Below are 21,337 nucleotides of genomic sequence, written 5' to 3'. Positions count from 1 at the left end.
GAATATCGCCGATTTGGTCCCGGGTATCTCTCATCGCGGCATAGCGTCGACCACGACCGGATACCCCGCGTCGTGGCGTTGTGTCGCTTTTCTCACCTACGTCACGCAATGGCGCGCGACAGGAGCCAGAGGACATGCAGACCAAGCTGGACGAAGCCAAGGCCGAGCTGCTCGCACGGGCCGCCGAGGTAGCTGACAACAGCCCGGGCGGTGGTGCCGGCGGCCCGGGGGGTACCTCCCGGGTGCGCGTCGCCGCGGCCGGCACGGACGGGGACGAGCGGTCCGGCCGGGACATGCTCCTCTCCTACCTCCAGCGCTACTACTTGCACACCGCCCCGGAGGACCTGAACGGCCGGGACCCGGTGGACGTCTTCGGTGCTGCCTCCTCGCACTACCGGCTGGCCGAGAACCGCCCCCAGGGCACGGCCAGCGTCCGGGTGCACACCCCGACCGTGGAGGAGAACGGCTGGACCTCCAGCCACTCCGTCGTCGAGGTCGTCACCGACGACATGCCGTTCCTCGTCGACTCCGTCACCAACGAGCTGTCCCGCCAGAACCGCAGCATCCACCTGGTCATCCACCCCCAGGTCCTGGTGCGCCGCGACGTCACCGGCAAGCTGCTGGAGGTCCTCACCGACGGCCCCGGCGTCCCCCGGGTCCCCCAGAGCAAGGGCCGCAAGGACGCCGGCACCGCCGGGGCCGCGCTCCCGCACGACGTGCTCGTGGAGTCCTGGATCCACGTCGAGATCGACCGCGAGACGGACCGCGAGGACCTCAAGGAGATCACCGCCGACCTGCTCCGCGTCCTGTCCGACGTGCGGGAGACCGTCGAGGACTGGGACAAGATGCGCGCCGCCGCGCTGCGCATCGCGGACGGCCTCACGAGCGAGCCGACCGACGACCTCCCCACCGAGGAGATCGAGGAGGCCGGCGAGCTGCTGCGCTGGCTCGCCGCCGACCACTTCACCTTCCTCGGCTACCGCGAGTACGAGCTGAAGAACGGCGACTCGCTCGCCGCCGTGCCCGGCACCGGCCTCGGCATCCTGCGCTCCGACCCGAAGCACCACGCGGACGAGGCGCACCCCGTCAGCCCGTCCTTCGACCGGCTCCCCGCCGACGCCCGTGCCAAGGCCCGCGAGCACAAGCTGCTCATCCTGACCAAGGCGAACAGCCGCTCCACCGTCCACCGCCCGAGCTACCTCGACTACGTCGGTGTGAAGAAGTTCGACGCCGACGGCAACGTCGTCGGCGAGCGCCGCTTCCTCGGCCTGTTCTCGTCCGCCGCCTACACCGAGTCGGTGCGCCGGGTCCCGGTCGTCCGCCGCAAGGTCGCCGAGGTGCTGGAGGGCGCCGGCTTCTCGGACAACAGCCACGACGGCCGCGACCTGCTCCAGATCCTGGAGACCTACCCGCGCGACGACATGTTCCAGACGCCGACCGATCAGCTCCGCTCGATCGTCACCTCGGTGCTCTACCTCCAGGAACGCCGCCGGCTCCGCCTCTACCTGCGCCAGGACGAGTACGGCCGCTACTACTCCGCCCTCGTCTACCTGCCGCGCGACCGCTACACCACCGGCGTGCGGCTGCGGCTGATCGACATCCTCAAGGAGGAACTCGGCGGGACCAGCGTCGACTTCACCGCCTGGAACACCGAGTCGATCCTGTCCCGGCTGCACTTCGTCGTCCGGGTCGCCCCCGGCACCGAACTGCCGCACCTCACGGACGCCGACACCGAGCACATCGAGGCCCGGCTCGTCGAGGCCGCCCGCTCCTGGGCGGACGGCTTCCAGGAGGCCCTGAACGCCGAATGCGGCGAGGAGCGCGCCGCCGAACTGCTGCGCCGCTACGCCCGCTCCTTCCCCGAGGGCTACAAGGCGGACCACTCGCCGCGCGCCGCCGTGGCCGACCTGGTCCACCTCGAACGGCTCAAGGCGGGCGAGAAGGACTTCGCACTCAGCCTCTACGAGCCGGTCGGCGCACTGCCCGGCGAGCGCCGCTTCAAGATCTACCGGACCGGCGAGCCCGTCTCGCTCTCGGCCGTGCTGCCGGTGCTCCAGCGCCTGGGCGTGGAGGTCGTCGACGAGCGCCCGTACGAGCTGCGCTGCGCGGACCGGACCACCGGCTGGATCTACGACTTCGGGCTGCGGCTGCCCGCGGGCGGCGGCGACCACCTCGCCGACGACGCCCGCGACCGCTTCCAGAACGCCTTCGCCGCGGTCTGGACCGGTGCCGCCGAGAACGACGGCTTCAACTCCCTCGTGCTGCGCGCCGGACTCGACTGGCGGCAGGCGATGGTGCTCCGCGCCTACGCGAAGTACCTGCGCCAGGCGGGCTCCACCTTCAGCCAGGACTACATGGAGGACACCCTCCGCGACAACGTCCACACCACCCGGCTGCTGGTCTCCCTCTTCGAGGCCCGGATGTCGCCCGCCCGCCAGAAGGCCGGGCGGGAACTGACCGACGGACTGCTCGAAGAGCTCGACGGCGCGCTCGACCAGGTGGCCTCGCTCGACGAGGACCGCATCCTGCGCTCCTTCCTCACCGTCATCAAGGCGACCCTGCGGACCAACTTCTTCCAGCGCGCCGACGACGGCGAGCCGCACGGCTACGTCTCGATGAAGTTCGACCCGCAGGCCATCCCCGACCTGCCCGCGCCGCGCCCCGCCTTCGAGATCTGGGTGTACTCGCCCCGCGTCGAAGGCGTCCACCTGCGCTTCGGGAAGGTCGCCCGCGGCGGGCTGCGCTGGTCGGACCGGCGCGAGGACTTCCGTACCGAGGTCCTCGGCCTGGTCAAGGCGCAGATGGTGAAGAACACCGTGATCGTGCCGGTGGGCGCCAAGGGCGGCTTCGTCGCCAAGCAGCTCCCCGACCCGGCACTCGACCGTGACGCCTGGCTCGCCGAGGGCATCGCCGCCTACCGCGTCTTCGTCTCGGCGCTGCTCGACATCACCGACAACCTGGTGGCCGGTGAGACCGTGCCGCCCGTCGGCGTGGTCCGCCACGACGAGGACGACACCTACCTCGTCGTCGCCGCCGACAAGGGCACCGCGAGCTTCTCGGACATCGCCAACGAGGTCGCCGTCGCGTACAACTTCTGGCTCGGCGACGCGTTCGCCTCCGGCGGCTCCGCCGGGTACGACCACAAGGGCATGGGCATCACCGCGCGCGGCGCCTGGGAGTCCGTCAAGCGGCACTTCCGCGCCCGGGGCCACGACACGCAGACCGAGGACTTCACCGTCGTCGGCGTCGGCGACATGTCCGGCGACGTGTTCGGCAACGGCATGCTGCTCTCCGAGCACATCCGGCTGGTCGCCGCCTTCGACCACCGGCACATCTTCCTCGACCCGGCCCCCGACGCCGCCGTCTCCTACGCCGAGCGGCGCCGGATCTTCGAGCTGCCCCGCAGCTCCTGGGCCGACTACGACACCAAGCTGCTCTCGCCCGGCGGCGGCGTCCACCCCCGCACCGCGAAGTCGATCCCGGTCAACGCGCACGTCCGCGAGGCCCTCGGCATCGAGGCGGGCGTCACCAAGATGACCCCCGCCGACCTGATGAAGGCCATCCTGCGGGCCCCGGTCGACCTGCTGTGGAACGGCGGCATCGGCACCTACGTCAAGTCCTCCGCCGAGACCGACGCCGACGTCGGCGACAAGGCCAACGACGCGATCCGGGTCAACGGCCAGGACCTGCGGGCCAAGGTCGTCGGCGAGGGCGGCAACCTCGGCGCCACCCAGCTCGGCCGCATCGAGTTCGCCCGGGCCGGCGGCTCGATCAACACCGACGCGATCGACAACAGCGCCGGCGTGGACACCTCCGACCACGAGGTGAACATCAAGATCCTGCTCAACGGGCTGGTCCGGGACGGGGACATGACCGTCAAGCAGCGCAACAAGCTGCTCGCCGAGATGACCGACGAGGTCGGCGCGCTCGTGCTGCGCAACAACTACGCGCAGAACGTCGCGCTCACCAACGCCTCCGCCCAGGCCACCGACCTGCTCCACGCCCACCAGCGCTCGATGCGCCGACTGGAGGCGGCGGGCGAGCTGGACCGCGCGCTGGAGTTCCTCCCCGCCGACCGGCAGATCCGCGAACTCCTCACCGCGGGCAAGGGCCTGAGCCAGCCGGAACTCGCCGTGCTGCTCGCCTACACCAAGATCACCGCCGCCGACGAGCTGATCCGCACCAGCCTCCCCGACGACCCGCACCTCCAGCGCCTCGCGCACGCCTACTTCCCGAAGCAGCTGCGCGAACGCTTCCCCGAGGCCATCGACGGCCACGCGCTGCGTCGCGAGATCATCACCACGGTGCTGGTCAACGACACCGTGAACACCGGGGGCTCGACCTTCCTGCACCGGTTCCGCGAGGAGACCGGCGCCTCGGTGGAGGAGATCGTGCGGGCGCAGGCAGCGGCCCGCGAGATCTTCGGCCTGAACGCGGTCTGGGACGCCGTGGAGGCGCTCGACAACCAGGTCGGCGCCGGGGTGCAGACCCGCATCCGGCTGCACTCCCGCCGCCTGGTGGAGCGCGGCACCCGCTGGCTGCTCGGCAACCGCCCGCAGCCGGTGGACATCGAGGCCACCGTCGCCTTCTTCGAGGAGCGGGTCGCCGAGGTCTGGGCCGCGATGCCCAAGCTGCTGCGGGGCACCGACCAGGAGTGGTACCAGCAGATCCTGGACGAGCTGACCTCGGCGGACGTGCCCGAGGAGCTGGCGCAGCGCGTCGCCGGATTCTCCTCGGCGTTCCCGGCGCTCGACATCGTGGCCATCGCGGACCGTACGGGCAAGGACCCGCTGGCCGTGGCCGAGGTCTACTACGACCTCGCGGACCGGCTGCGGATCACCGCGCTGATGGACCGGATCATCGAGCTGCCGCGCGCCGACCGCTGGCAGTCCATGGCCCGCGCCTCCATCCGCGAGGACCTGTACGCGGCCCACGCGGCGCTCACCGCCGACGTCCTGGCCGTGGGGGCCGAGGGCGCGTCGCCGGAGGACCGGTTCAAGGCGTGGGAGGAGAAGAACGCGGCGATCCTCTCCCGGTCCCGCTCCACCCTGGAGGAGATCCAGAGCTCCGACGCCTTCGACCTGGCGAACCTGTCGGTCGCGATGCGGACCATGCGGACGCTGCTGCGCACGCACGCCTGACCGCGTTGACGCGGTGACACGCGAGAGGGGGCTCCGGGCCGTGAAGCCCGGAGCCCCCTCTCGCGTCCCGCGCGCGGGGCGTACTACTTCTTCGTGAACTGCTCGTACGCGGCGACGACGTCCTCCGCCGGGCCGTCCATCCGCAGGACGCCCGCCTCCAGCCAGATCGCCCGGTCGCAGGTCTCCAGGATCGACCGGTTGCTGTGGCTGACCAGGAAGACCGTGCCGGCCTCCTTGCGGAGCTCCTTGATCCGGTCCTTGCTCCGGTTCTGGAACTTGGCGTCGCCGGTGGAGAGCGCCTCGTCGATCAGGAGCACGTCGTGGCTCTTGGCCGCCGCGATGGAGAACCGCAGCCGGGCGCCCATGCCGGAGGAGTACGTCCGCATCGGCAGCGTGATGAAGTCGCCCTTCTCGTTGATGCCCGAGAAGGAGACGATGTCGTCGTACCGCTCGCGGATCTCCTGACGGGACATGCCCATCGCGAGGCCGCCCAGCACGACGTTCCGCTCGCCGGTGAGGTCGCTCATCAGCGCCGCGTTCACACCGAGCAGCGAGGGCTGGCCCTGCGTGTGGACCTTGCCCTTCGTCGCCGGGAGCAGCCCGGCGATCGCCTTGAGCAGAGTGGACTTGCCGGATCCGTTCGAGCCGATGAGGCCGATCGCCTCCCCCTTGTACGCGGCGAAGCTGACGCCCTTCACGGCGTGCACCTCGCGCACGCCCGGGCTCTGGCGCCGGGTGACGATCCGGCTGAGCGCGGAGGTCGCGCTGCCCCGGCCGCCCTTGGTGCCGTTGACCTTGTAGGTGATGTGCACGTCGTCGACGACGACGGTGGGCTCCCGCTCCTCGGTCGTGTCAGCCACGTCCGTACCTCTCTTCGGCCTTCCAGAAGAACACGAAGCCGCCGACGCCACAGACCAGTGCCCACGCCGCGGCCACCGCCCATACGTGCGGGGGCAGTTGGTCGGCGGTGAAGCTCTCGATCAGAGCGAACCTCATCAGGTCGATGTAGACGGCCGCCGGGTTGCAGTCGAGCGCGACGATGACCCAGTGCGGGACCCGGTCCGCGGTGAGGAGCGAGTCCAGGCTCCACATCACGCCGGACGCGTACATCCAGGTGCGCAGCAGGAACGGCATCAGCTGGGCGATGTCCGGGGTCTTCGCGGTGAGCCGCGCCACGAACATCGAGACGCCGGTGTTGAAGAGTGCCTGGAGGAAGAGCGCGGGGACCGCGAGCACCCAGCTGGGGCTGGGGAACTCCCCGAAGACGAACAGGATCACGACCAGCGCGCCGAGCGAGAACAGCAGCTGCTGGAGCTGCTGGAGGGCGAGCGCGACCGGCAGCGAGGCCCGCGGGAAGTGCAGGGCGCGCACCAGCCCGATGTTGCCGCTGATCGCGCGGGTGCCCGCGGTGATCGAGCTGGAGGTGAACGTCCAGATGAAGACACCCGTGACGAGGAACGGCACGAAGTCGGGGACCCCGCGCTTGGTGCCCATCAGGATGCCGAAGATGAAGTAGTACACCGCCGCGTTGAGCAGCGGCGTCATGATCTGCCAGATCTGGCCGAGCTTCGCCTGGCTGTACTGCGCGGTCAGCTTGGCGGTGGCGAAGGCCACGATGAAGTGCCTGCGTCCCCAGAGCTGGGCGACGTACGACGCGAGGGAGGGGCGGGCGCCGCTGACGGTGAGGCCGTGGCGGGCGGCGAGCGCCGCGAGCTCGCCGGGGGCGTAGACCGGGGCGAGTGCGGCGGGATCGGTTTCGGCCGGCCCTGGGGTCGGCGGAGCTGCTGTCTGGCTCACCACGATCGCTTTCGACGGAGGCTGGGGACAGCCGGTCCGGGGCTGGAGCGGAACCGGCTGCGAAGCGGGGGAACAGGCGTTGAACTGCGGGGGAACCGCGAGCGAACGACGGGACGGGACCGTTCCGTCGTCACGCTGAGCGTAAATCGTATCGACGTCGGGACGCAACCGTTTCGTCGTTACGGATATCATTCACAGCATGAGCACCGAACCCGGACCCCGGCGCCGCACTCCGGCAGGCGCCGCCGTGCTGCGCGAGGACGTGACCGACGCGATCCGCGGGGCCGTCTTCGAGGAGCTGGCCGCGGTGGGATTCGCCCGGATGTCGATGGAAGGCATCGCGCGCCGCGCGGGCGTCGGCAAGACCGCCGTCTACCGGCGCTGGAAGTCCAAACTGCACCTGGTGCTCGACCTGGTGGCCGCCGTCGCCCAGCAGGGCATGCCGACCCCCGACACCGGCTCGCTGTACGGGGACGTGCGCGCGGTCCTCCAGCTCGCCTCGTACGCGCTCCGCCACCCCGTCGCCTCCCAGGTGATCCCGGACCTGCTCGTCGAGGCGGCCCGGAACCCGGAGATCGCCGAGACGATCAAGGCGGCCCTCCTCGACCCGCAGCAGGGCGTCGCGGCCGTCGTCGTCCGGGCGGCGGTGGCCCGGGGCGAGCTGCCGGAGGGCAGCGACCCCGACCGCGCGCTGGACCTGATCGTGGGCCCGCTGTACTGGCGCCTCGTGGTGGTCCGCGGCGGCCTGCCCAAGGGGTACCTGGACGACCTCGCCGCCTCCACGGTCGCCGCGCTCAAGTACCCGGAGGCGTAGGTGCGAGGGCCTGGGCGCGCGGAGGCGTAGGTCCTCGTCCTGTCATGTCAGAGGGGGAACCACTCCGACAGACGTTTGGCGACGACCGGTACGTCGAGGTGGTCCTGCGCGACCTCCTCGACGAACGGGCCGGCGATGGAGACGTGTGGCGGGGCCGTATCCGCGCCGAGGCCGTTGAGCCGGAGGAAGACACGCATGGCCAGCCACGCGGTGCGCTTGTTGCCGTCGATCAGCGCGTGGTTGCGGGCCACGGAGTGCAGCAGTGCCGCCGCCTTTTCGTGCAACGTGGGATACAGCTCGGCCCCGAACACGTCGGTCCGGGGCCGCTCGATCGCCGAGACCAGAAGTCCCAGATCGCGGACGCTGTGCTCGGTGCCGTTGACCGCGCGGGCGATGGCGAGGATCTCGTCCAACTGGACGTGACGCACTTCGGTCACTTCAGGTAGTCCAGGATCTCCGCGTCGCTCTCCATCAGCTCCGCCAGGACGTCGTCCACCTTCAGCTCCGCCCGGTTCTGGGCTTCGCGGATGGCCTCAATGGCGAGTTCCTGCTTGCTGCGACCCTCGCGGCGGGCTCGGTCGGTGAGCTTGGCGTCGAGGTCGTCGGGGAGTCGGAGTGTCATGGCCATCCACCGATGATACCGGCTTGGTATCTAATCGGCGAGGCGTTTCACCCTCCGGGCCCGGCGTCCCGCCCGGCCGCACCGAGCGGGACGGGGCGCCGCGCCGGAGAGCCGGCTACTTCACCGCCCCCGCCATCACCCCCGACACGAACTGCCGCTGGAAGGCGAAGAACACCGCCAGCGGGATCACCATCGAGACGAACGCCCCCGGTGCCAGCACGTCGATGTTGTTGCCGAACTGGCGTACCTGCTGCTGGAGCGCCACGGTGATCGGCGGGGAGTCCGAGTCCGCGAAGATCAGGGCGACCAGCATGTCGTTCCAGACCCAGAGGAACTGGAAGATCCCGAGCGAGGCGATGGCGGGGCCGCCGAGCGGCATCACGACCCGGGTGAAGAGCCGGATCTCGCCCGCCCCGTCGAGCCGGGCGGCCTCCAGGAGCTCGCGGGGGATCTCCGCGAAGAAGTTCCGCAGCAGGAAGATCGCGAACGGCAGGCCGAAGGCCGTGTGGAAGAGGACCACGCCGAGGGTGGTCTCGAAGATCCCGAGGGTGCCGAAGAGCTTGGAGACCGGGATCAGGGCGACCTGTACCGGCACCACCAGCAGCCCCACGACCAGCAGGAACCACCAGTCGCGGCCGGGGAAGTCCATCCAGGCGAAGGCGTAGCCGGCGAACGAGCCGATCACCACCACCAGGACCGTGGACGGCACGGTGATCATCACGGTGGAGAGCAGCGAGCCGGTGATCGCCGAGTCGGAGAGCAGGTGCTGGTAGTTGTCGAGGGTCAGCTGGGAGGGGGCGGTGAAGACCTGCCACCACCCGCTCGCCGCGATGTCCTTGCCGTCCCGCAGCGAGGAGAGCAGCAGCCCGATCGTCGGCATCAGCCAGAACAGGGCGACCAGGACGAGGAAGACCCGCATCACCCCGCCGCCGGCCCGTGCCAGGATCCGTGCCGCGAGCGGGGGACGGCCCGCCCCGGCCGTGGTGGTGGACGCGGCCGTCATCGGCGCCCCTCCTTCCGTATCCGACGGATGTTGAAGGCCATCACCGGGATCACCAGCAGCAGCAGGAGGACGGCGATGGCGCTGCCGACCCCCAGGTCCGCGTCCGTACCGAAGGAGGAGCGGTACAGCTGGAGGGCGAGGACGTTGGCGTCGTCCTGGGAGGAGCCCGGCGCGATGATGAAGATCAGGTCGAAGACCTTCAGTACGTTGATCATGAGCGTGACCAGCACCACCGCGAGGACCGGTGCCAGCATCGGCACGGTGATCCGGCGGAACACCTGCCACTCGTTCGCCCCGTCGACCCGCGCCGCCTCCAGGAGCTCGCGGGGGAGTCCGGCGAGGCCCGCCGCGATCAGCACCATCGCGAAGCCCGCCCACATCCAGACGTAACTGCCGATGATGCCGGGGGTGACCAGGCTCGGGCCGAGCCAGGAGACCCCGTTGTACGGCTCGCGGAAGTTGTCGGCGGGCAGCCGGAGCACCGCGCCCCCGGCGGCGGCGGGCAGCGAGAAGGACCCGTCCGCTCCGGCCGTGGCGGTGGCGACGACCTTGCCGTTCTTCACCGCCTCCACCTCGATGCCCTTGAGGCCCAGCTCCTTCGCGTCGACCGTGTTGGGCTTCCCGCCGCCGCCCCTGGTGAAGTCCAGCCAGGCGGTGCCGGTGATCCGGTCGCCGTCCGGAGCGGGGGTACGCGCCGGCACCGCGTCGTGCGGCATCTTCTCCGGTACGACCCCGACCAGCGGCAGCAGCACCGGGACGCCCGCCCGTACCGTCGTCTTCGTGACGAACGAGCCGCCGCCGCCCGCCTTCAGCGGGTGCACCGGCAGCGGATGCGCCTTCGGGAACCCGGCGGACTCCGCGAAGGTGTCGTGGACGCCCACCCAGACCGCGTTGGCGACCCCGCGCTCCGGGGCTTCGTCGTAGACCAGCCGGAAGATGATCCCGGCGGCCAGCATGGAGATCGCCATCGGCATGAAGACGACCAGCTTGAACGCCGTGCCCCAGCGGATGCGTTCGGTCAGCACCGCGAAGATCAGGCCGAGCGCGGTGGAGACGGTGGGCGCGAGGACCACCCAGATCAGGTTGTTCTTGACCGCCGTACGGATCGAGTCGTCCGTGAACAGCTTCCGGTAGTTGTCGAGCCCGGCGAAGCCGGTGCCCGCCTGGTCGAGGAACGAGCGGTAGACCGAGTAGGCGATCGGATAGACCACCAGCGCGCCGAGCAGCACCAGCGCGGGCAGCAGGAACGCCACCGCGACGGCTCTGCGGGTGCCGGTGACACCTCGGCCGGACCGCCGGGAGGGGCGGCCGGTACGGGTACGGACGGGGGGGACCGGGTGGACGGGGGGCACCGCGCCGGCGCCCCCCGTCGTCGCTGTCGTCACCGCGTCAGCTCTTGTACGCCTCGGCGGCGGCGGACTCCAGCGCCCGCTGGGTCCCCGCGACGTCCTTCGGGCTCTTCAGGAAGTCCTGGAGGATCTTCCACTCACCCTTGCCGGGCGTGCCGCCGAAGGACTGCGGCGCCTGGTCCGACATGTCGAACCGGACGTCGTCACCGGCCGCGATCAGCGCCTGCGCCATGGTGCGCTGCACGTCGTTCGGGTACACCGCCGGGTCCAGGGACTTGTTCGGCGAGAGGAACCCGCCCGCCCCGGCCGAGATCTTCGCCGCGTCCGTGGACGCCAGGAAGGTCAGCAGCGCCTGGGCTCCCTTGGAGTCCTTCAGCGCCACCGCCGCGTCCCCGCCGGTCACCACCGGGGAGTCCGCGCCGACCGCCGGGAACGGGAACACCTTGGCGTCCGTACCGATCTTCGCGTCGGTCTCCGCGATGTTGACGGAGACGAAGTCGCCCTCGAAGACCATCGCGGCCTTGGGCTGGTCGCCGCCGGTGAAGGTCTGCGTCACCGACGCCGGGAACTCCGTCTGGAGCGCCCCGGACGCGCCGCCGGCGATCAGCTCCGGCTTGCCGAAGAGCTGGGCGAGGGTGGTGAGCGCGTCCTTCACGGACGGGTCCGTCCACTTGATCCCGTGCTTCGCCAGCTGGTCGTACTTCTCCGGGCCCGCCTGGGAGAGGTAGACGTTCTCGAACCAGTCGGTGAGGGTCCAGCCGTCCGCCCCGCCGACCGACACCGGGGTGATCCCGGAGGCCGACACCGTCTCGGCGGTGGTGAGGAAGTCCTTCCAGGTCTTCGGCTCGGCCGCGCCCGCGTTCTCGAACGCCTTGGCGTTGTACCAGACCAGCGACTTGTTGGCGGCCTTGTAGTAGACGCCGTACTGGGTGCCGTCCACCGCGCCGAGGTCCTGCCAGACCTGCGCGTAGTTCTGGCCGAGCTGGGCCCGCGCCTCGTTGCCGACGGGCTTGGCCCACTTCTTCGCCACGGCCTGCTGGATCGCGCCGACCTGCGGGATCATCGCCACGTCCGGCGGCTGGCCGCCCGCGATCTTCGTACCGAGGAAGTTGACGATCGGGTCCTGCGCGGGGACGAAGCTGACCTTCGCTCCCGTCCGCTTCTCGAACTCGTCCAGGACCTTGATGAAGTTCTGCTGCTCCGCGCCCGTCCACACGGCGGCCACGGAGATCTGCTCACCGTCCAGACGCGGTAACGAGACGGTCGAAGCCGGCGATTCGCTCGCGCCCGCCGTGGCGCCCCCGGTGTCCTTGCCGTCCTTGCCGTCGTCCGAACCGCCCGAGCAGCCGGTCAGCGCGAGCGCGCCTATCGCGGCGAACGCCATTGCCGCCCGGCTCAGTTGTCGGGTTCTGTGCATGTCTGCCCCGTTTCCCGTCGACGTGCGTCCGCACGCCGCTGTGCGAGTACCGCGTCGTTCGTGGGCACAGTCCTACGCCGGGGCGCGAAGGACCCGCAATACCGCCGTGGGGGCCGGGCGGGTGATCGTGACCCGCTCGTGACGTCGATTCAGGAGAAATCGAGCACCCGGCGGACAGAGGTCAGGAGGACAGGTCCGTCCGCCGGGACACCGCCGGGCATCACGAGGAGACCGGCGGCAGCGGAGGCAGCCGTTCGGCGTTCACCGAGCGTGCCGCGCGCTCCAGCGCACTGGCGAGGAGCGCCAGATCGGTCGGCCCGTTGCCCAGCTCGCGGACCGGCCTACGGGTCGGCGGATCACCCATCCGCTCCCACTCCAGCGGCACCACCGTCGGACGCAGGGTCGCCGTGCGCGGGATGCGCCCCGTCACCCGGCCGCCCTGGAACGGAGTGACCCGCCCGTCCGGATGCCCCAGCCGGCCCCGCCCCGGTGCCGGCTCGTCCGGCGAGGGCGGCAGCACCGGCGGGTCCAGCACGATCCGCAGCCGGGCACCCCGCGCCAGCTCGGTGTCCTCGGTGCGGTCCGGGCGCCCGGAGGACGCCACCAGGTGCACCCCGAGCCGCCCGCCGTCCCGGGCCACCGCCTCCAGCGCCCGCACCACCGACCCGGCGGCCGGCCGCCCCGGACTGCCGAGCGCCGGGGCGACCAGCGCGTCGAAGTCGTCGGCGAGCACCACGAGCCGGGGCAGCGGCGACGGACCCGGGTCCACCGCCCGCGAGGCCGCCCGCAGCCGCAGCGTGCCGGTGGTGGACGAGGAAGCGGCGTCGAGGTCTCCCCGCTGCTCCGAGGGGCTCGGCGGGCGCTGGCCGACGAGCCGCTGCGCGACCTCGTGCCGGGTGTGCCACTCGGCGAAGTCCAGCCCGCCGAGCAACTCCGCACGGCGCTTCAGTTCGCCGCCGAGCGCCCGCGCGAACTCCCGCATCCGGACCGGGTCGGAGGCCGACAGGTACGAGAAGACGTGCGGCAGCTCGGTGCAGGGCCGCAGCCCCTCGCCGGGCTCGCCGTTCTCCCCGCCCGCCCCGGCCCCGTCCACCAGCAGGATGCCGAGCCGGTCGGGACGGGCTGCCGAGGCGAGCGAGGCGGCGACCGCCCGCAGCAGCTCGGTACGCCCGCTGCCCGCCGGGCCCTCGACCAGCAGGTGCGGCCCCTCGTCGGCGAGATCCACGCTGACCGGCCCCCGGGGCCCGGCCCCCAGCACCACCACCGGCCGCCCGGCCATCCCGCCGGCCCCCTCGCCGCCCCCGCCCGGTGCGGCGGACGCCGGCGTCGGATACGGGGTGCGCTCGGAACCGGTACGCGCCCCGGAAGCGGGGTACGGCGTGCCGCCCGTACCGCGCGCGGTGGCACCGGGGTACGGCGTGCGCCCGGAGTCGGTACGGGAGTCCCCGGCGCCCGGGTACGGGGTGCGGCCGGAGTCGGGTGATCCGGTGCGCTGACCGCCGACCAGGGGGGCGGTGCGCAGCGGGCCGGTGCTCGGGGTGCGGCCGGTGCCAGAGGTGTCCTCAGGGTCGCGGAGCCGCCCCGACGACGGGGTGGGGGTCGGCCGGGCCGAAGCGCCGGGCTGGCGTTCGGCCGTCGACGCCCAGCGGGCCATCAGCGACGCCGGGGTGGCCCGGGCCAGGCCCAGCTCGTCGAGGAGCCGGGAGGTGGGCGGCAGCGCGGCGGTCTTCGCGAGGTCCGCCGCCGCCCCCGGGCCCTCGTCCCGCAGCGGGGCCAGCGCCCGGCCGAAGCGTTCCGCCCAGGCCGGCGACACCGCGTCCACGGTCGCCACCGTGCCGTGCCCCGCGACCTGGCCGCCCGCCGTGCGCAGCAGCCGGAGCGCCGTCGCGACGTCCCCGCTCAGCAGGGCGACCGCCCCGCACTCGCGGAAGGCGAGGGAGGCGTGGCAGGCGGCCTCGTACGTCGCTGCGACCGGGGAGGTCGGCGAGGCGGGCGGGGTCTCCGCCAGGCAGATCAGGTGGATTCCGGCCGCCGAACCGGCGCCCGCCAGCCGCGCGGTGTTCTCCCGCAGCGCGGCCGTCCCGGGGTCGCCGTCGACGATCACCACGGTGTACGGGCCGGTCCAGACCCCGGCGGCCTCGGCCACCGCGTCGCGCCCGGCGTGCGGCCAGCCGGGACCCAGCGGGCCCTCGTCCAGCCTGCGGACCAGCTCGTCCGTACGGGCCGCCGCCTGCTCGCGGTCGTACGCGAGGAGCAGCCGGCAGTCCTGGCCGCGCATCGGCCGCAGATGCGGCAGCCAGCCCAGCCAGGACCAGGCGCTGCGCCGCTCGTCCGCCGTGCGGTTGCGGTCCGTGCTGATGAGCACGATCTCCAGGTCGGTCGGGGAGTGCAGGGCGGCGAGCTGGGCGACCACCGAGCGGGCCAGCCCGGTGAGGCGCTCCCACGGCCCGGCGAGCCCGAGCGAACCGGCCTCGCGCAGCCCGACCGTCACCGGCACCGAGGGCAGCTCGGCCCGGTCGGTCGTGCCGAGCCGGACGGCCAGCGCCTCCGGGTGGCCGGGGCCGCGCTCCCAGAGCCGGGGGCCCGGGTCGAGCGCGGTCAGCAGCACCGCCGCCGGGTCCGGCCAGGTGCCGGCCGGGGCGGAGGGGGCGAGGAACCCACCGGGCCCGGTGGCGGACCGGGGGGCGGGAACGGCCGCCGCGTCCGCGGCCTCGTGGTCGGCGCGCCCGCCGGCCAGCCTGCGGGCCCAGGCTCCTATGCCGCCGCGGCGGGGCTGCTCCGTGCCGGGGCGGGAGGGCGGGCCGGAGCTCTCCCGGCGGTACGGCGAGTCGTGGCCGGAGGGCCGGGTCTCCTCGGCGTACGCACCGTGCCCGTGGGCCGGGTCCGGGCCGTCGTTCCCGGCCGCGCCGGGCTCCGGCCGGGCCACCCGCAGATGGCCCTCGCCGTCGGGGGCGGTGGCCAGCGCCGGGGGGCGGGGGCCGGTGGCGAGGCGGAGGGTGGACTCGCCGAGCCGCAGCAGGGAGCCCGCCGACAGCGGGACCGGCCGGGTGCCGATCTCGGCGCCGTCCAGCGAGGTGCCGTTGGTGGAGCCGAGGTCGGCCACGGTCACCCGGCCGTCGCCGGAGACGGTGACCGAGCAGTGCAGCCGGGAGACGTCGGGGTCGTCGAGCGGCACGTCCGCGTCGGCGGAGCGGCCGATGCGGATCTGCCCGCCGTGCAGCAGGTGGACACCGCCCGCGTCGGGGCCGGCGACCACGTGCAGCCGGGCCGGGACGGAGTCGTCGGTGGACGGTTCGTCCTCGCCGGGGGAGTGGAGGGAGAGCACCGCGCCGTCGACCAGCGGCGGCTCGCCGAGGGAGAGGCGCTGGGAGTCCAGCCGCTCCCGCCCGGCGAAGAGAATCACCGCGCCGCCGCCCAGGGACCCCTCGGGGCCCTGGACCGCCGAGGCGAGGGCCGGGGCGACGGCGGCGAGCGCCGTGCCCGCCGGGGCCGTGAGCAGGACGTCGCACGCGCGCGCCGGTGCGTGGCCGGCGCGCGGCGCGAGGACGGTCAGCCGGATCTGCATCGCCGTCAGCGGTCCCTTCTGCGGGTTGCCCGGCAGGGGACCTCCCTGTGATGCCCCCCACCCGGCGCGGACGCGTCGTCCGGTACGGGTCGTCACGTACCGCAGGGCTCCCGCTCCCGCAGTTCCGTGCTGAAGGCATCCTCGCACCTGCCACCGGCAACACGCCCACGGGTCATGCATAAGTGATCTTGATTGGTCGGGTGTGGGCGTAAAAGCGCCTGCTTGGCCCGGGTTCTGACACTCCGCCTACCGGAGGGAGGGAGTGGGGCTTACCGGAGCGGGGGAGCGGGCAGGGGTACGCGCACGCGGAGGGCAACCGGCCCTCCCCCGTCGGCGTCCTCCCCGGTACAGGAGGTGTGACGGTTCCGGCAGCTCCGGAGCCCCCGGGAAATGGCCGGAAAGCGACAGGTCACGGCGCGAACACAGCCCGTTCGCGACCCGTCGGCGGCCGGTTCGGCACCATTACAGTGGGCCGCAACATCCGGGGCGACCCGGCGGTCCCGGTAGCGCGGGCCCTCACCCTCCACCATCACCACGACCAGCAGGGAGCGCATGACGTGCGGCCCGTAGGCAGCAAGTACCTGCTCGAAGAGCCCCTCGGACGCGGCGCCACGGGCACCGTCTGGCGAGCCCGCCAGCGGGAGACCGCGGGGGCCGAGGCGGCCGTCGCGGGGCAGCCCGGGGAGACCGTGGCGATCAAGGTCCTCAAGGAGGAGCTCGCCAACGACGCCGATGTGGTGATGCGGTTCCTGCGGGAGCGCTCCGTGCTGCTCCGGCTCACCCACGAGAACATCGTGCGCACCCGCGACCTGGTGGTCGAAGGGGATCTCCTCGCCCTGGTCATGGACCTGGTCGACGGCCCCGACCTGCACCGCTACCTCCGCGAGAACGGCCCGCTGACCCCGGTCGCCGCCTCCCTGCTCACCGCGCAGATCGCCGACGCGCTCGCGGCCAGCCACGCCGACGGAGTCGTCCACCGCGACCTGAAGCCCGCCAACGTCCTGCTCGACGAGCGCGACGGCACCATGCGTCCGATGCTCACCGACTTCGGCATCGCCCGGCTCGCCGACTCCCCGGGGCTGACCCGCACCCACGAGTTCGTCGGCACGCCCGCGTACGTGGCCCCCGAGTCCGCCGAGGGCCGCCCGCAGACCTCCGCCGTCGACATCTACGGCGCCGGAATCCTGCTGTACGAGCTGGTCACCGGCCGCCCGCCGTTCGCCGGGGGCACCGCGCTCGAAGTGCTCCACCGCCACCTCAGCGAGGAGCCCCGCCGCCCCTCCACCGTCCCCGAACCCCTGTGGACGGTCATCGAACGCTGCCTCAGCAAGGACCCCGACCGGCGGCCCAGCGCCGAGAACCTGGCCCGCGCGCTCCGGACCGTCGCCGCGGGCATCGGCGTGCACGCCAACTCCACCCAGATCGCCGCCGCCGACGGTGTCGGCGCGCTGCTCGCCCCCGACCCGGCACCCGCGGCCGTACCGGAGACGCCCGGAGCGGCCGACCCGACCCAAGTGCTGCCGAACACCTCCGGCGGCCCCTTCGGCGCGGGCGGGAACGACCCGAACGCCGCCACCAGCGTCCTCCAGCACGGTCAGTTCCCCGGCGGCCCGGGCGGCGCGGCCGACCCCACCGCCGTGCTGCCGCCCGTACCGCAGCGCCCGGACGGGCCGCCGCAGCCGGACCCCGCGCACCCCTGGCAGTCCCAGCTCCAGGCCGCGCGCGACCGCAACGAGCAGACCCAGGTCCAGTACCTCGACCCGGCCGAGGACCCGCTGCGCCGCCGTCCCCAGCGCCAGCAGCCGCCGCAGCAGCCCCCGCAGCACCGGCAGCCCCAGCAGCGCCCCCAGCACCAGCAGTACCCGCCGCAGCAGCAACAGCCGCAGCGCTACCAGCAGCAGCCCCAGCGACAGGACTACCCGCAGCAGCAGCCGCAGCAGGGGTACGCGCCCCAGCAGCAGGCCCCGCAGCAGCAGCCCCAGCGCCGGCAGTACGCACCGCCGCAGCAGCCGCAGGAACCGGCCCCGCGCGAACCGCGCCGGCCCCGGCAGCGCAGCGCCAACCCGATGAAGATCCCCGGGCTCGGCTGCCTCAAGGGCTGCCTGTTCACCGTGGTCCTGCTCGTCGTCGCGGGCTGGCTCATCTGGGAGTTGACGCCGCTTCAGGACTGGGTCGACCAGGGCAAGGGGTACTGGGAGGCGATCGGCGACGCGATCGGCTCGGTGACCGACTGGGTCTCCGGCCTCGGGGGCGGCAGCGGCTGAACCGGCACTCCGCCACCGGCAGCCGTACGCGTCGTACGCGTCGTACGCGTCGTGCCGGCGGGTCCGCGAGGCCGCGTGAGGCGTCCCGGACCCGCCGGTCCAGGTCTCCGTACGTCCCCGCAGGTCTCCGCGCCGTCTCGGCCGCGTCTCCGCACCGCATCAACTCTGTACCTTTGTCGACTCCTTCGGGGTCCTAACCGCCGCATTTCGCCCCTGGAGGGGAGGTTGGCGCCGTCCGGGGCACGCAACCCCCCGGTCGCCGCGTAACTTTGTCGACCGGGGTTCACCGCCAGCCGCTGAGGGAGCAGTCTTGGCACGGAATATCGGCAGCCGGTACACCGCCCACCAGATCCTGGGGCGCGGCAGCGCCGGAACGGTGTGGCTCGGCGAAGGGCCCGAGGGGCCCGTCGCCATCAAGCTCCTCCGCGAGGACCTCGCGTCCGACCAGGAGCTCGTGGGCCGCTTCGTGCAGGAACGCACCGCGCTGCTCGGGCTCGACCATCCGCACGTGGTGGCCGTCCACGACCTCGTCGTCGACGGCAACGACCTCGCCCTGGTCATGCGCCTGGTGCGCGGCACCGACCTGCGCACCCGGCTGGACCGCGAGCGCCGCCTCGCCCCCGAGGCCGCCGTCGCGATCGTCGCGGACGTCGCCGACGGACTCGCCGCCGCGCACGCCGCCGGAGTGGTCCACCGGGACGTCAAACCGGAGAACATCCTGCTCGACATGGAGGGCCCGCTCGGCCCCGGCGGCTCGCACCCCGCCCTCCTCACCGACTTCGGCGTCGCCAAGCTCATCGACACCCCGTTGCGCACCCGCACGACCCGGATCATCGGCACGCCGGACTACCTGGCGCCCGAGATCGTCGAGGGACTCCCGCCGCGCGCCGCCGTCGACATCTACGCCCTCGCCACCGTCCTCTACGAGCTGCTCGCAGGGTTCACGCCGTTCGGCGGCGGCCACCCGGGCGCGGTGCTGCGCCGGCACGTCACGGAGACCGTCGTCCCGCTCCCCGGGATTCCTGAGGAGCTCTGGCAGCTGCTCGTCCAGTGCCTGGCGAAGGCCCCGGCCTCCCGGCTGCGCGCCGGCGAGCTGGGCGGCCGGTTGCGGGAGCTGCTGCCTCTCCTGGCGGGTATCGGACCGCTGGAGGTGGACGAGCCCGGCGAAGAAGAAACGGAACTTCGTCCGGCGTACGACGAGCAGCAGTACACCCCCGCCGACGACGAGCCCCGCCGCAGGGGCGCCGTACCGCTGGTCCCCGGCGCGTCGCCCGACTCCAACCGGGACACCCACACCAGCATGCGGGTCCCCGCCCCGGACGAGCTGGCCGGCGGCCCCCTCGGCACCGCCCGCGCCCCCCGGGCCCCCGGCCCGCGCCCCGGGTCGGCCCGGAACAAGTCCGTAGCCGTCCGCAAGCGCCGCCTCACCCTGGGCGCGGCCACCGTGGTGCTCGTCGCGGCGGTCGCGGTGGGCGGCTGGCTGGCCACCGGTGGCGACGACGCCGGCGCCACCCCGCAGGACAGCGGCAGCTCCGCCCCCGACACGCCCTGAGAGCCGTGCTCCGGCCCACCGCGGCGGGCCGGAGCGCGCGGCCGGAGCAGGGACCGGGGCGGCGGCCCGAGCAGGGACCGGAGCAGGGGATACGGCCCCGGGAGCCGGGGGAGGGCGAGCTTCACCCGTCCAGCCGTTACGCTGGACCCGTGGCAGTCGTCGATATTTCCGAAGAGCTGAAGTCCCTCTCGTCCACCATGGGGTCGATCGAGGCCGTCCTGGACCTGGACTCCCTGAGGGCGGACATCGCCGTGCTCGAGGAGCAGGCGGCGGCGCCGTCCCTCTGGGACGACCCGGAGGCGGCCCAGAAGATCACCAGCAAGCTTTCCCACCTCCAGGCCGAGGTCCGCAAGACCGAGACGCTGCGCGGGCGCATCGACGACCTCGCGGTGCTCTTCGAGCTCGCCCAGGACGAGGGCGACGCGGAGACCCTCGCCGAGGCCGAGACCGAGCTGGAATCGGTCCGCAAGGCCCTCGACGAGATGGAGGTCCGCACCCTCCTGTCCGGCGAGTACGACGCCCGTGAGGCCCTGGTCACCATCCGTGCCGAGGCCGGTGGCGTGGACGCCGCCGACTTCGCCGAGAAGCTCCAGCGCATGTACCTCCGCTGGGCCGAGCGGCACAACTACAAGACCGAGATCTACGAGACGGCGTACGCCGAGGAGGCCGGCATCAAGTCGACCACCTTCGCGATCGAGGTCCCGTACGCCTACGGCACGCTCTCCGTCGAGCAGGGCACCCACCGGCTCGTCCGGATCTCGCCCTTCGACAACCAGGGCCGCCGCCAGACGTCCTTCGCGGGTGTCGAGGTGCTGCCCGTGGTCGAGCAGACCGACCACATCGAGATCGACGAGTCCGAGCTGCGCGTGGACGTGTACCGCTCCTCCGGCCCCGGCGGCCAGGGCGTCAACACCACCGACTCCGCGGTGCGACTGACCCACCTGCCGACCGGCATCGTCGTCTCCTGCCAGAACGAGCGCTCGCAGATCCAGAACAAGGCCTCCGCGATGAACGTCCTCCAGGCCAAGCTGCTGGAGCGGCGCCGCCAGGAGGAGCAGGCGCGGATGAACGCGCTCAAGGGCGACGGCGGCAACTCCTGGGGCAACCAGATGCGTTCGTACGTCCTGCACCCTTACCAGATGGTCAAGGACCTGCGTACGGAGTTCGAGATGGGCAACCCCGAAGCGGTCTTCAACGGTGAGATCGACGGCTTCATCGAGGCGGGCATCCGCTGGCGGAAGCAGGGCGAGAAGTAACCGCACGCGTACGGCAGTTGGGCCCGGGCAGGGATCTCCCGCCCGGGCCCTTCCGTGTCTCGGGCCAGGCGGGACGGGGGCTTTGGGCGCGTGTGATGCGGGGCGCGGGCGTAGTGATTGCGTCACAGTCGGGGGAGTGAATAACCGTCAGAAGCCCCACCGGGTCACCAATCGCCCGGAACGCTCTTGACGTAATCCTTAACTCTGGTCAGGGTGCTGGAGCAGCATGCGCTGACTGGGACAGGTGGGAGTGGGGGCGGACCGGATGACCGCGGAGTACGCGGCCCGGTTCGGAGCGAACCCCGCAGAGCCGGGTCCCGCACGGTGCTGCTCCATTGACGAGATCGGCTACTGGGGGTAGCAGCAGATGACGAAGAAGACGCGCGTACGTATCGCGCGCATAGCGGCCGGCGCGATCATCGCCGCCGGCGCTTCCTTGACCGCCGCGGGTGCGGCGCAGGCCTTCGCGCCCGACCAGGCGCCCTCCATCGGCGTCGAGGGCCTGGAGGAGGGCCCGGGCGGCGTCGACGACGGCGGTACGGGCAACGAGTCTTCGG

General features: G+C 72.5%; 13 protein-coding genes and 1 pseudogene. 6 read left to right on the top strand and 8 right to left on the bottom strand.

The window, feature by feature from the left end; all coding sequences use genetic code 11:
* The first annotated feature begins 134 nt into the window (after positions 1–134).
* Positions 135–5,141: an NAD-glutamate dehydrogenase domain-containing protein gene (locus tag ACFZAX_RS16695; protein WP_390962268.1), complete on the top strand. Its 5,007-nt coding sequence runs from the start codon at positions 135–137 to the stop codon at positions 5,139–5,141.
* Positions 5,142–5,224: 83 nt separating this feature from the next.
* Here ACFZAX_RS16695 and ACFZAX_RS16690 read toward each other — a convergent pair whose 3' ends face one another.
* Both ACFZAX_RS16690 and ACFZAX_RS16685 read right to left on the bottom strand, forming a co-directional pair.
* Entirely contained in the window at positions 5,225–6,001 is a 777-nt protein-coding gene (locus ACFZAX_RS16690) for an ATP-binding cassette domain-containing protein (RefSeq protein ID WP_390962266.1), read from the bottom strand.
* On the bottom strand, positions 5,994–6,941 hold the full coding sequence (locus ACFZAX_RS16685; RefSeq protein ID WP_390962265.1) for an ABC transporter permease: 948 nt from the start codon (positions 6,939–6,941) through the stop codon (positions 5,994–5,996). Before ACFZAX_RS16685 ends, ACFZAX_RS16690 begins: the two co-directional genes overlap by 8 nt.
* A 196-nt stretch (positions 6,942–7,137) precedes the next feature.
* Between ACFZAX_RS16685 and ACFZAX_RS16680 the strand changes: the two genes are divergently transcribed.
* Complete coding sequence (locus tag ACFZAX_RS16680) at positions 7,138–7,752, top strand: TetR/AcrR family transcriptional regulator C-terminal ligand-binding domain-containing protein (RefSeq protein ID WP_390962264.1); 615 nt, start codon at positions 7,138–7,140, stop codon at positions 7,750–7,752.
* Between the two features lie 47 nt (positions 7,753–7,799).
* Here ACFZAX_RS16680 and ACFZAX_RS16675 read toward each other — a convergent pair whose 3' ends face one another.
* The 6 genes from ACFZAX_RS16675 to ACFZAX_RS16650 form a co-directional block, all read right to left on the bottom strand.
* Positions 7,800–8,189 carry a type II toxin-antitoxin system death-on-curing family toxin gene (locus tag ACFZAX_RS16675; protein ID WP_390962262.1) on the bottom strand — a complete coding sequence of 130 codons (390 nt, stop codon included), beginning with the start codon at positions 8,187–8,189 and terminating at the stop codon, positions 7,800–7,802.
* Positions 8,186–8,380 carry a hypothetical protein gene (locus tag ACFZAX_RS16670; protein WP_390962261.1) on the bottom strand — a complete coding sequence of 65 codons (195 nt, stop codon included), beginning with the start codon at positions 8,378–8,380 and terminating at the stop codon, positions 8,186–8,188. Before ACFZAX_RS16670 ends, ACFZAX_RS16675 begins: the two co-directional genes overlap by 4 nt.
* Before the next feature lie 109 nt (positions 8,381–8,489).
* Complete coding sequence (locus tag ACFZAX_RS16665; protein ID WP_390962260.1) at positions 8,490–9,377, bottom strand: ABC transporter permease subunit; 888 nt, start codon at positions 9,375–9,377, stop codon at positions 8,490–8,492.
* Positions 9,374–10,762: an ABC transporter permease subunit gene (locus ACFZAX_RS16660; RefSeq protein WP_390962259.1), complete on the bottom strand. Its 1,389-nt coding sequence runs from the start codon at positions 10,760–10,762 to the stop codon at positions 9,374–9,376. Before ACFZAX_RS16660 ends, ACFZAX_RS16665 begins: the two co-directional genes overlap by 4 nt.
* A 4-nt stretch (positions 10,763–10,766) precedes the next feature.
* Positions 10,767–12,110: an ABC transporter substrate-binding protein gene (locus tag ACFZAX_RS16655; RefSeq protein WP_390962307.1), complete on the bottom strand. Its 1,344-nt coding sequence runs from the start codon at positions 12,108–12,110 to the stop codon at positions 10,767–10,769.
* 253 nt (positions 12,111–12,363) lie between these two features.
* Positions 12,364–15,708 carry an FHA domain-containing protein gene (locus tag ACFZAX_RS16650; RefSeq protein WP_390962257.1) on the bottom strand — a complete coding sequence of 1,115 codons (3,345 nt, stop codon included), beginning with the start codon at positions 15,706–15,708 and terminating at the stop codon, positions 12,364–12,366.
* Positions 15,709–16,265: 557 nt separating this feature from the next.
* Between ACFZAX_RS16650 and ACFZAX_RS16645 the strand changes: the two genes are divergently transcribed.
* The 4 genes and pseudogenes from ACFZAX_RS16645 to ACFZAX_RS16630 form a co-directional block, all read left to right on the top strand.
* Positions 16,266–17,972, top strand: coding sequence for a protein kinase (locus tag ACFZAX_RS16645; protein ID WP_390962306.1), 1,707 nt, complete (start codon positions 16,266–16,268; stop codon positions 17,970–17,972).
* Between the two features lie 310 nt (positions 17,973–18,282).
* The gene (locus ACFZAX_RS16640) at positions 18,283–19,524 is read left to right on the top strand and encodes a protein kinase (protein ID WP_390962256.1); all 1,242 of its coding nucleotides are present in this window, start codon (positions 18,283–18,285) and stop codon (positions 19,522–19,524) included.
* 149 nt (positions 19,525–19,673) lie between these two features.
* Positions 19,674–20,780, top strand: coding sequence for a peptide chain release factor 2 (gene prfB / locus ACFZAX_RS16635; protein WP_390962254.1), 1,107 nt, complete (start codon positions 19,674–19,676; stop codon positions 20,778–20,780).
* Between the two features lie 367 nt (positions 20,781–21,147).
* Positions 21,148–21,337: pseudogene (locus ACFZAX_RS16630) on the top strand (hypothetical protein); the annotation flags it as partial.

The organism is Streptomyces sp. NPDC008125, assembly GCF_042957125.1.
In the GTDB taxonomy this organism is placed as follows: domain Bacteria; phylum Actinomycetota; class Actinomycetes; order Streptomycetales; family Streptomycetaceae; genus Streptomyces.
This window is presented reverse-complemented; position numbering and strand designations above follow the sequence as displayed.

Bases quoted from the DNA above. Each gene is read 5' to 3' on its own strand.
- ACFZAX_RS16695 (WP_390962268.1), top strand. From the start codon at position 135: ATGCAGACCAAGCTGGACGAAGCCAAGGCCGAGCTGCTCGCACGGGCC.
- ACFZAX_RS16680 (WP_390962264.1), top strand. From the start codon at position 7,138: ATGAGCACCGAACCCGGACCCCGGCGCCGCACTCCGGCAGGCGCCGCC.
- ACFZAX_RS16670 (WP_390962261.1), bottom strand. From the start codon at position 8,380: ATGGCCATGACACTCCGACTCCCCGACGACCTCGACGCCAAGCTCACC.
- ACFZAX_RS16665 (WP_390962260.1), bottom strand. From the start codon at position 9,377: ATGACGGCCGCGTCCACCACCACGGCCGGGGCGGGCCGTCCCCCGCTC.
- ACFZAX_RS16655 (WP_390962307.1), bottom strand. From the start codon at position 12,110: ATGGCGTTCGCCGCGATAGGCGCGCTCGCGCTGACCGGCTGCTCGGGC.
- ACFZAX_RS16650 (WP_390962257.1), bottom strand. From the start codon at position 15,708: ATGCAGATCCGGCTGACCGTCCTCGCGCCGCGCGCCGGCCACGCACCG.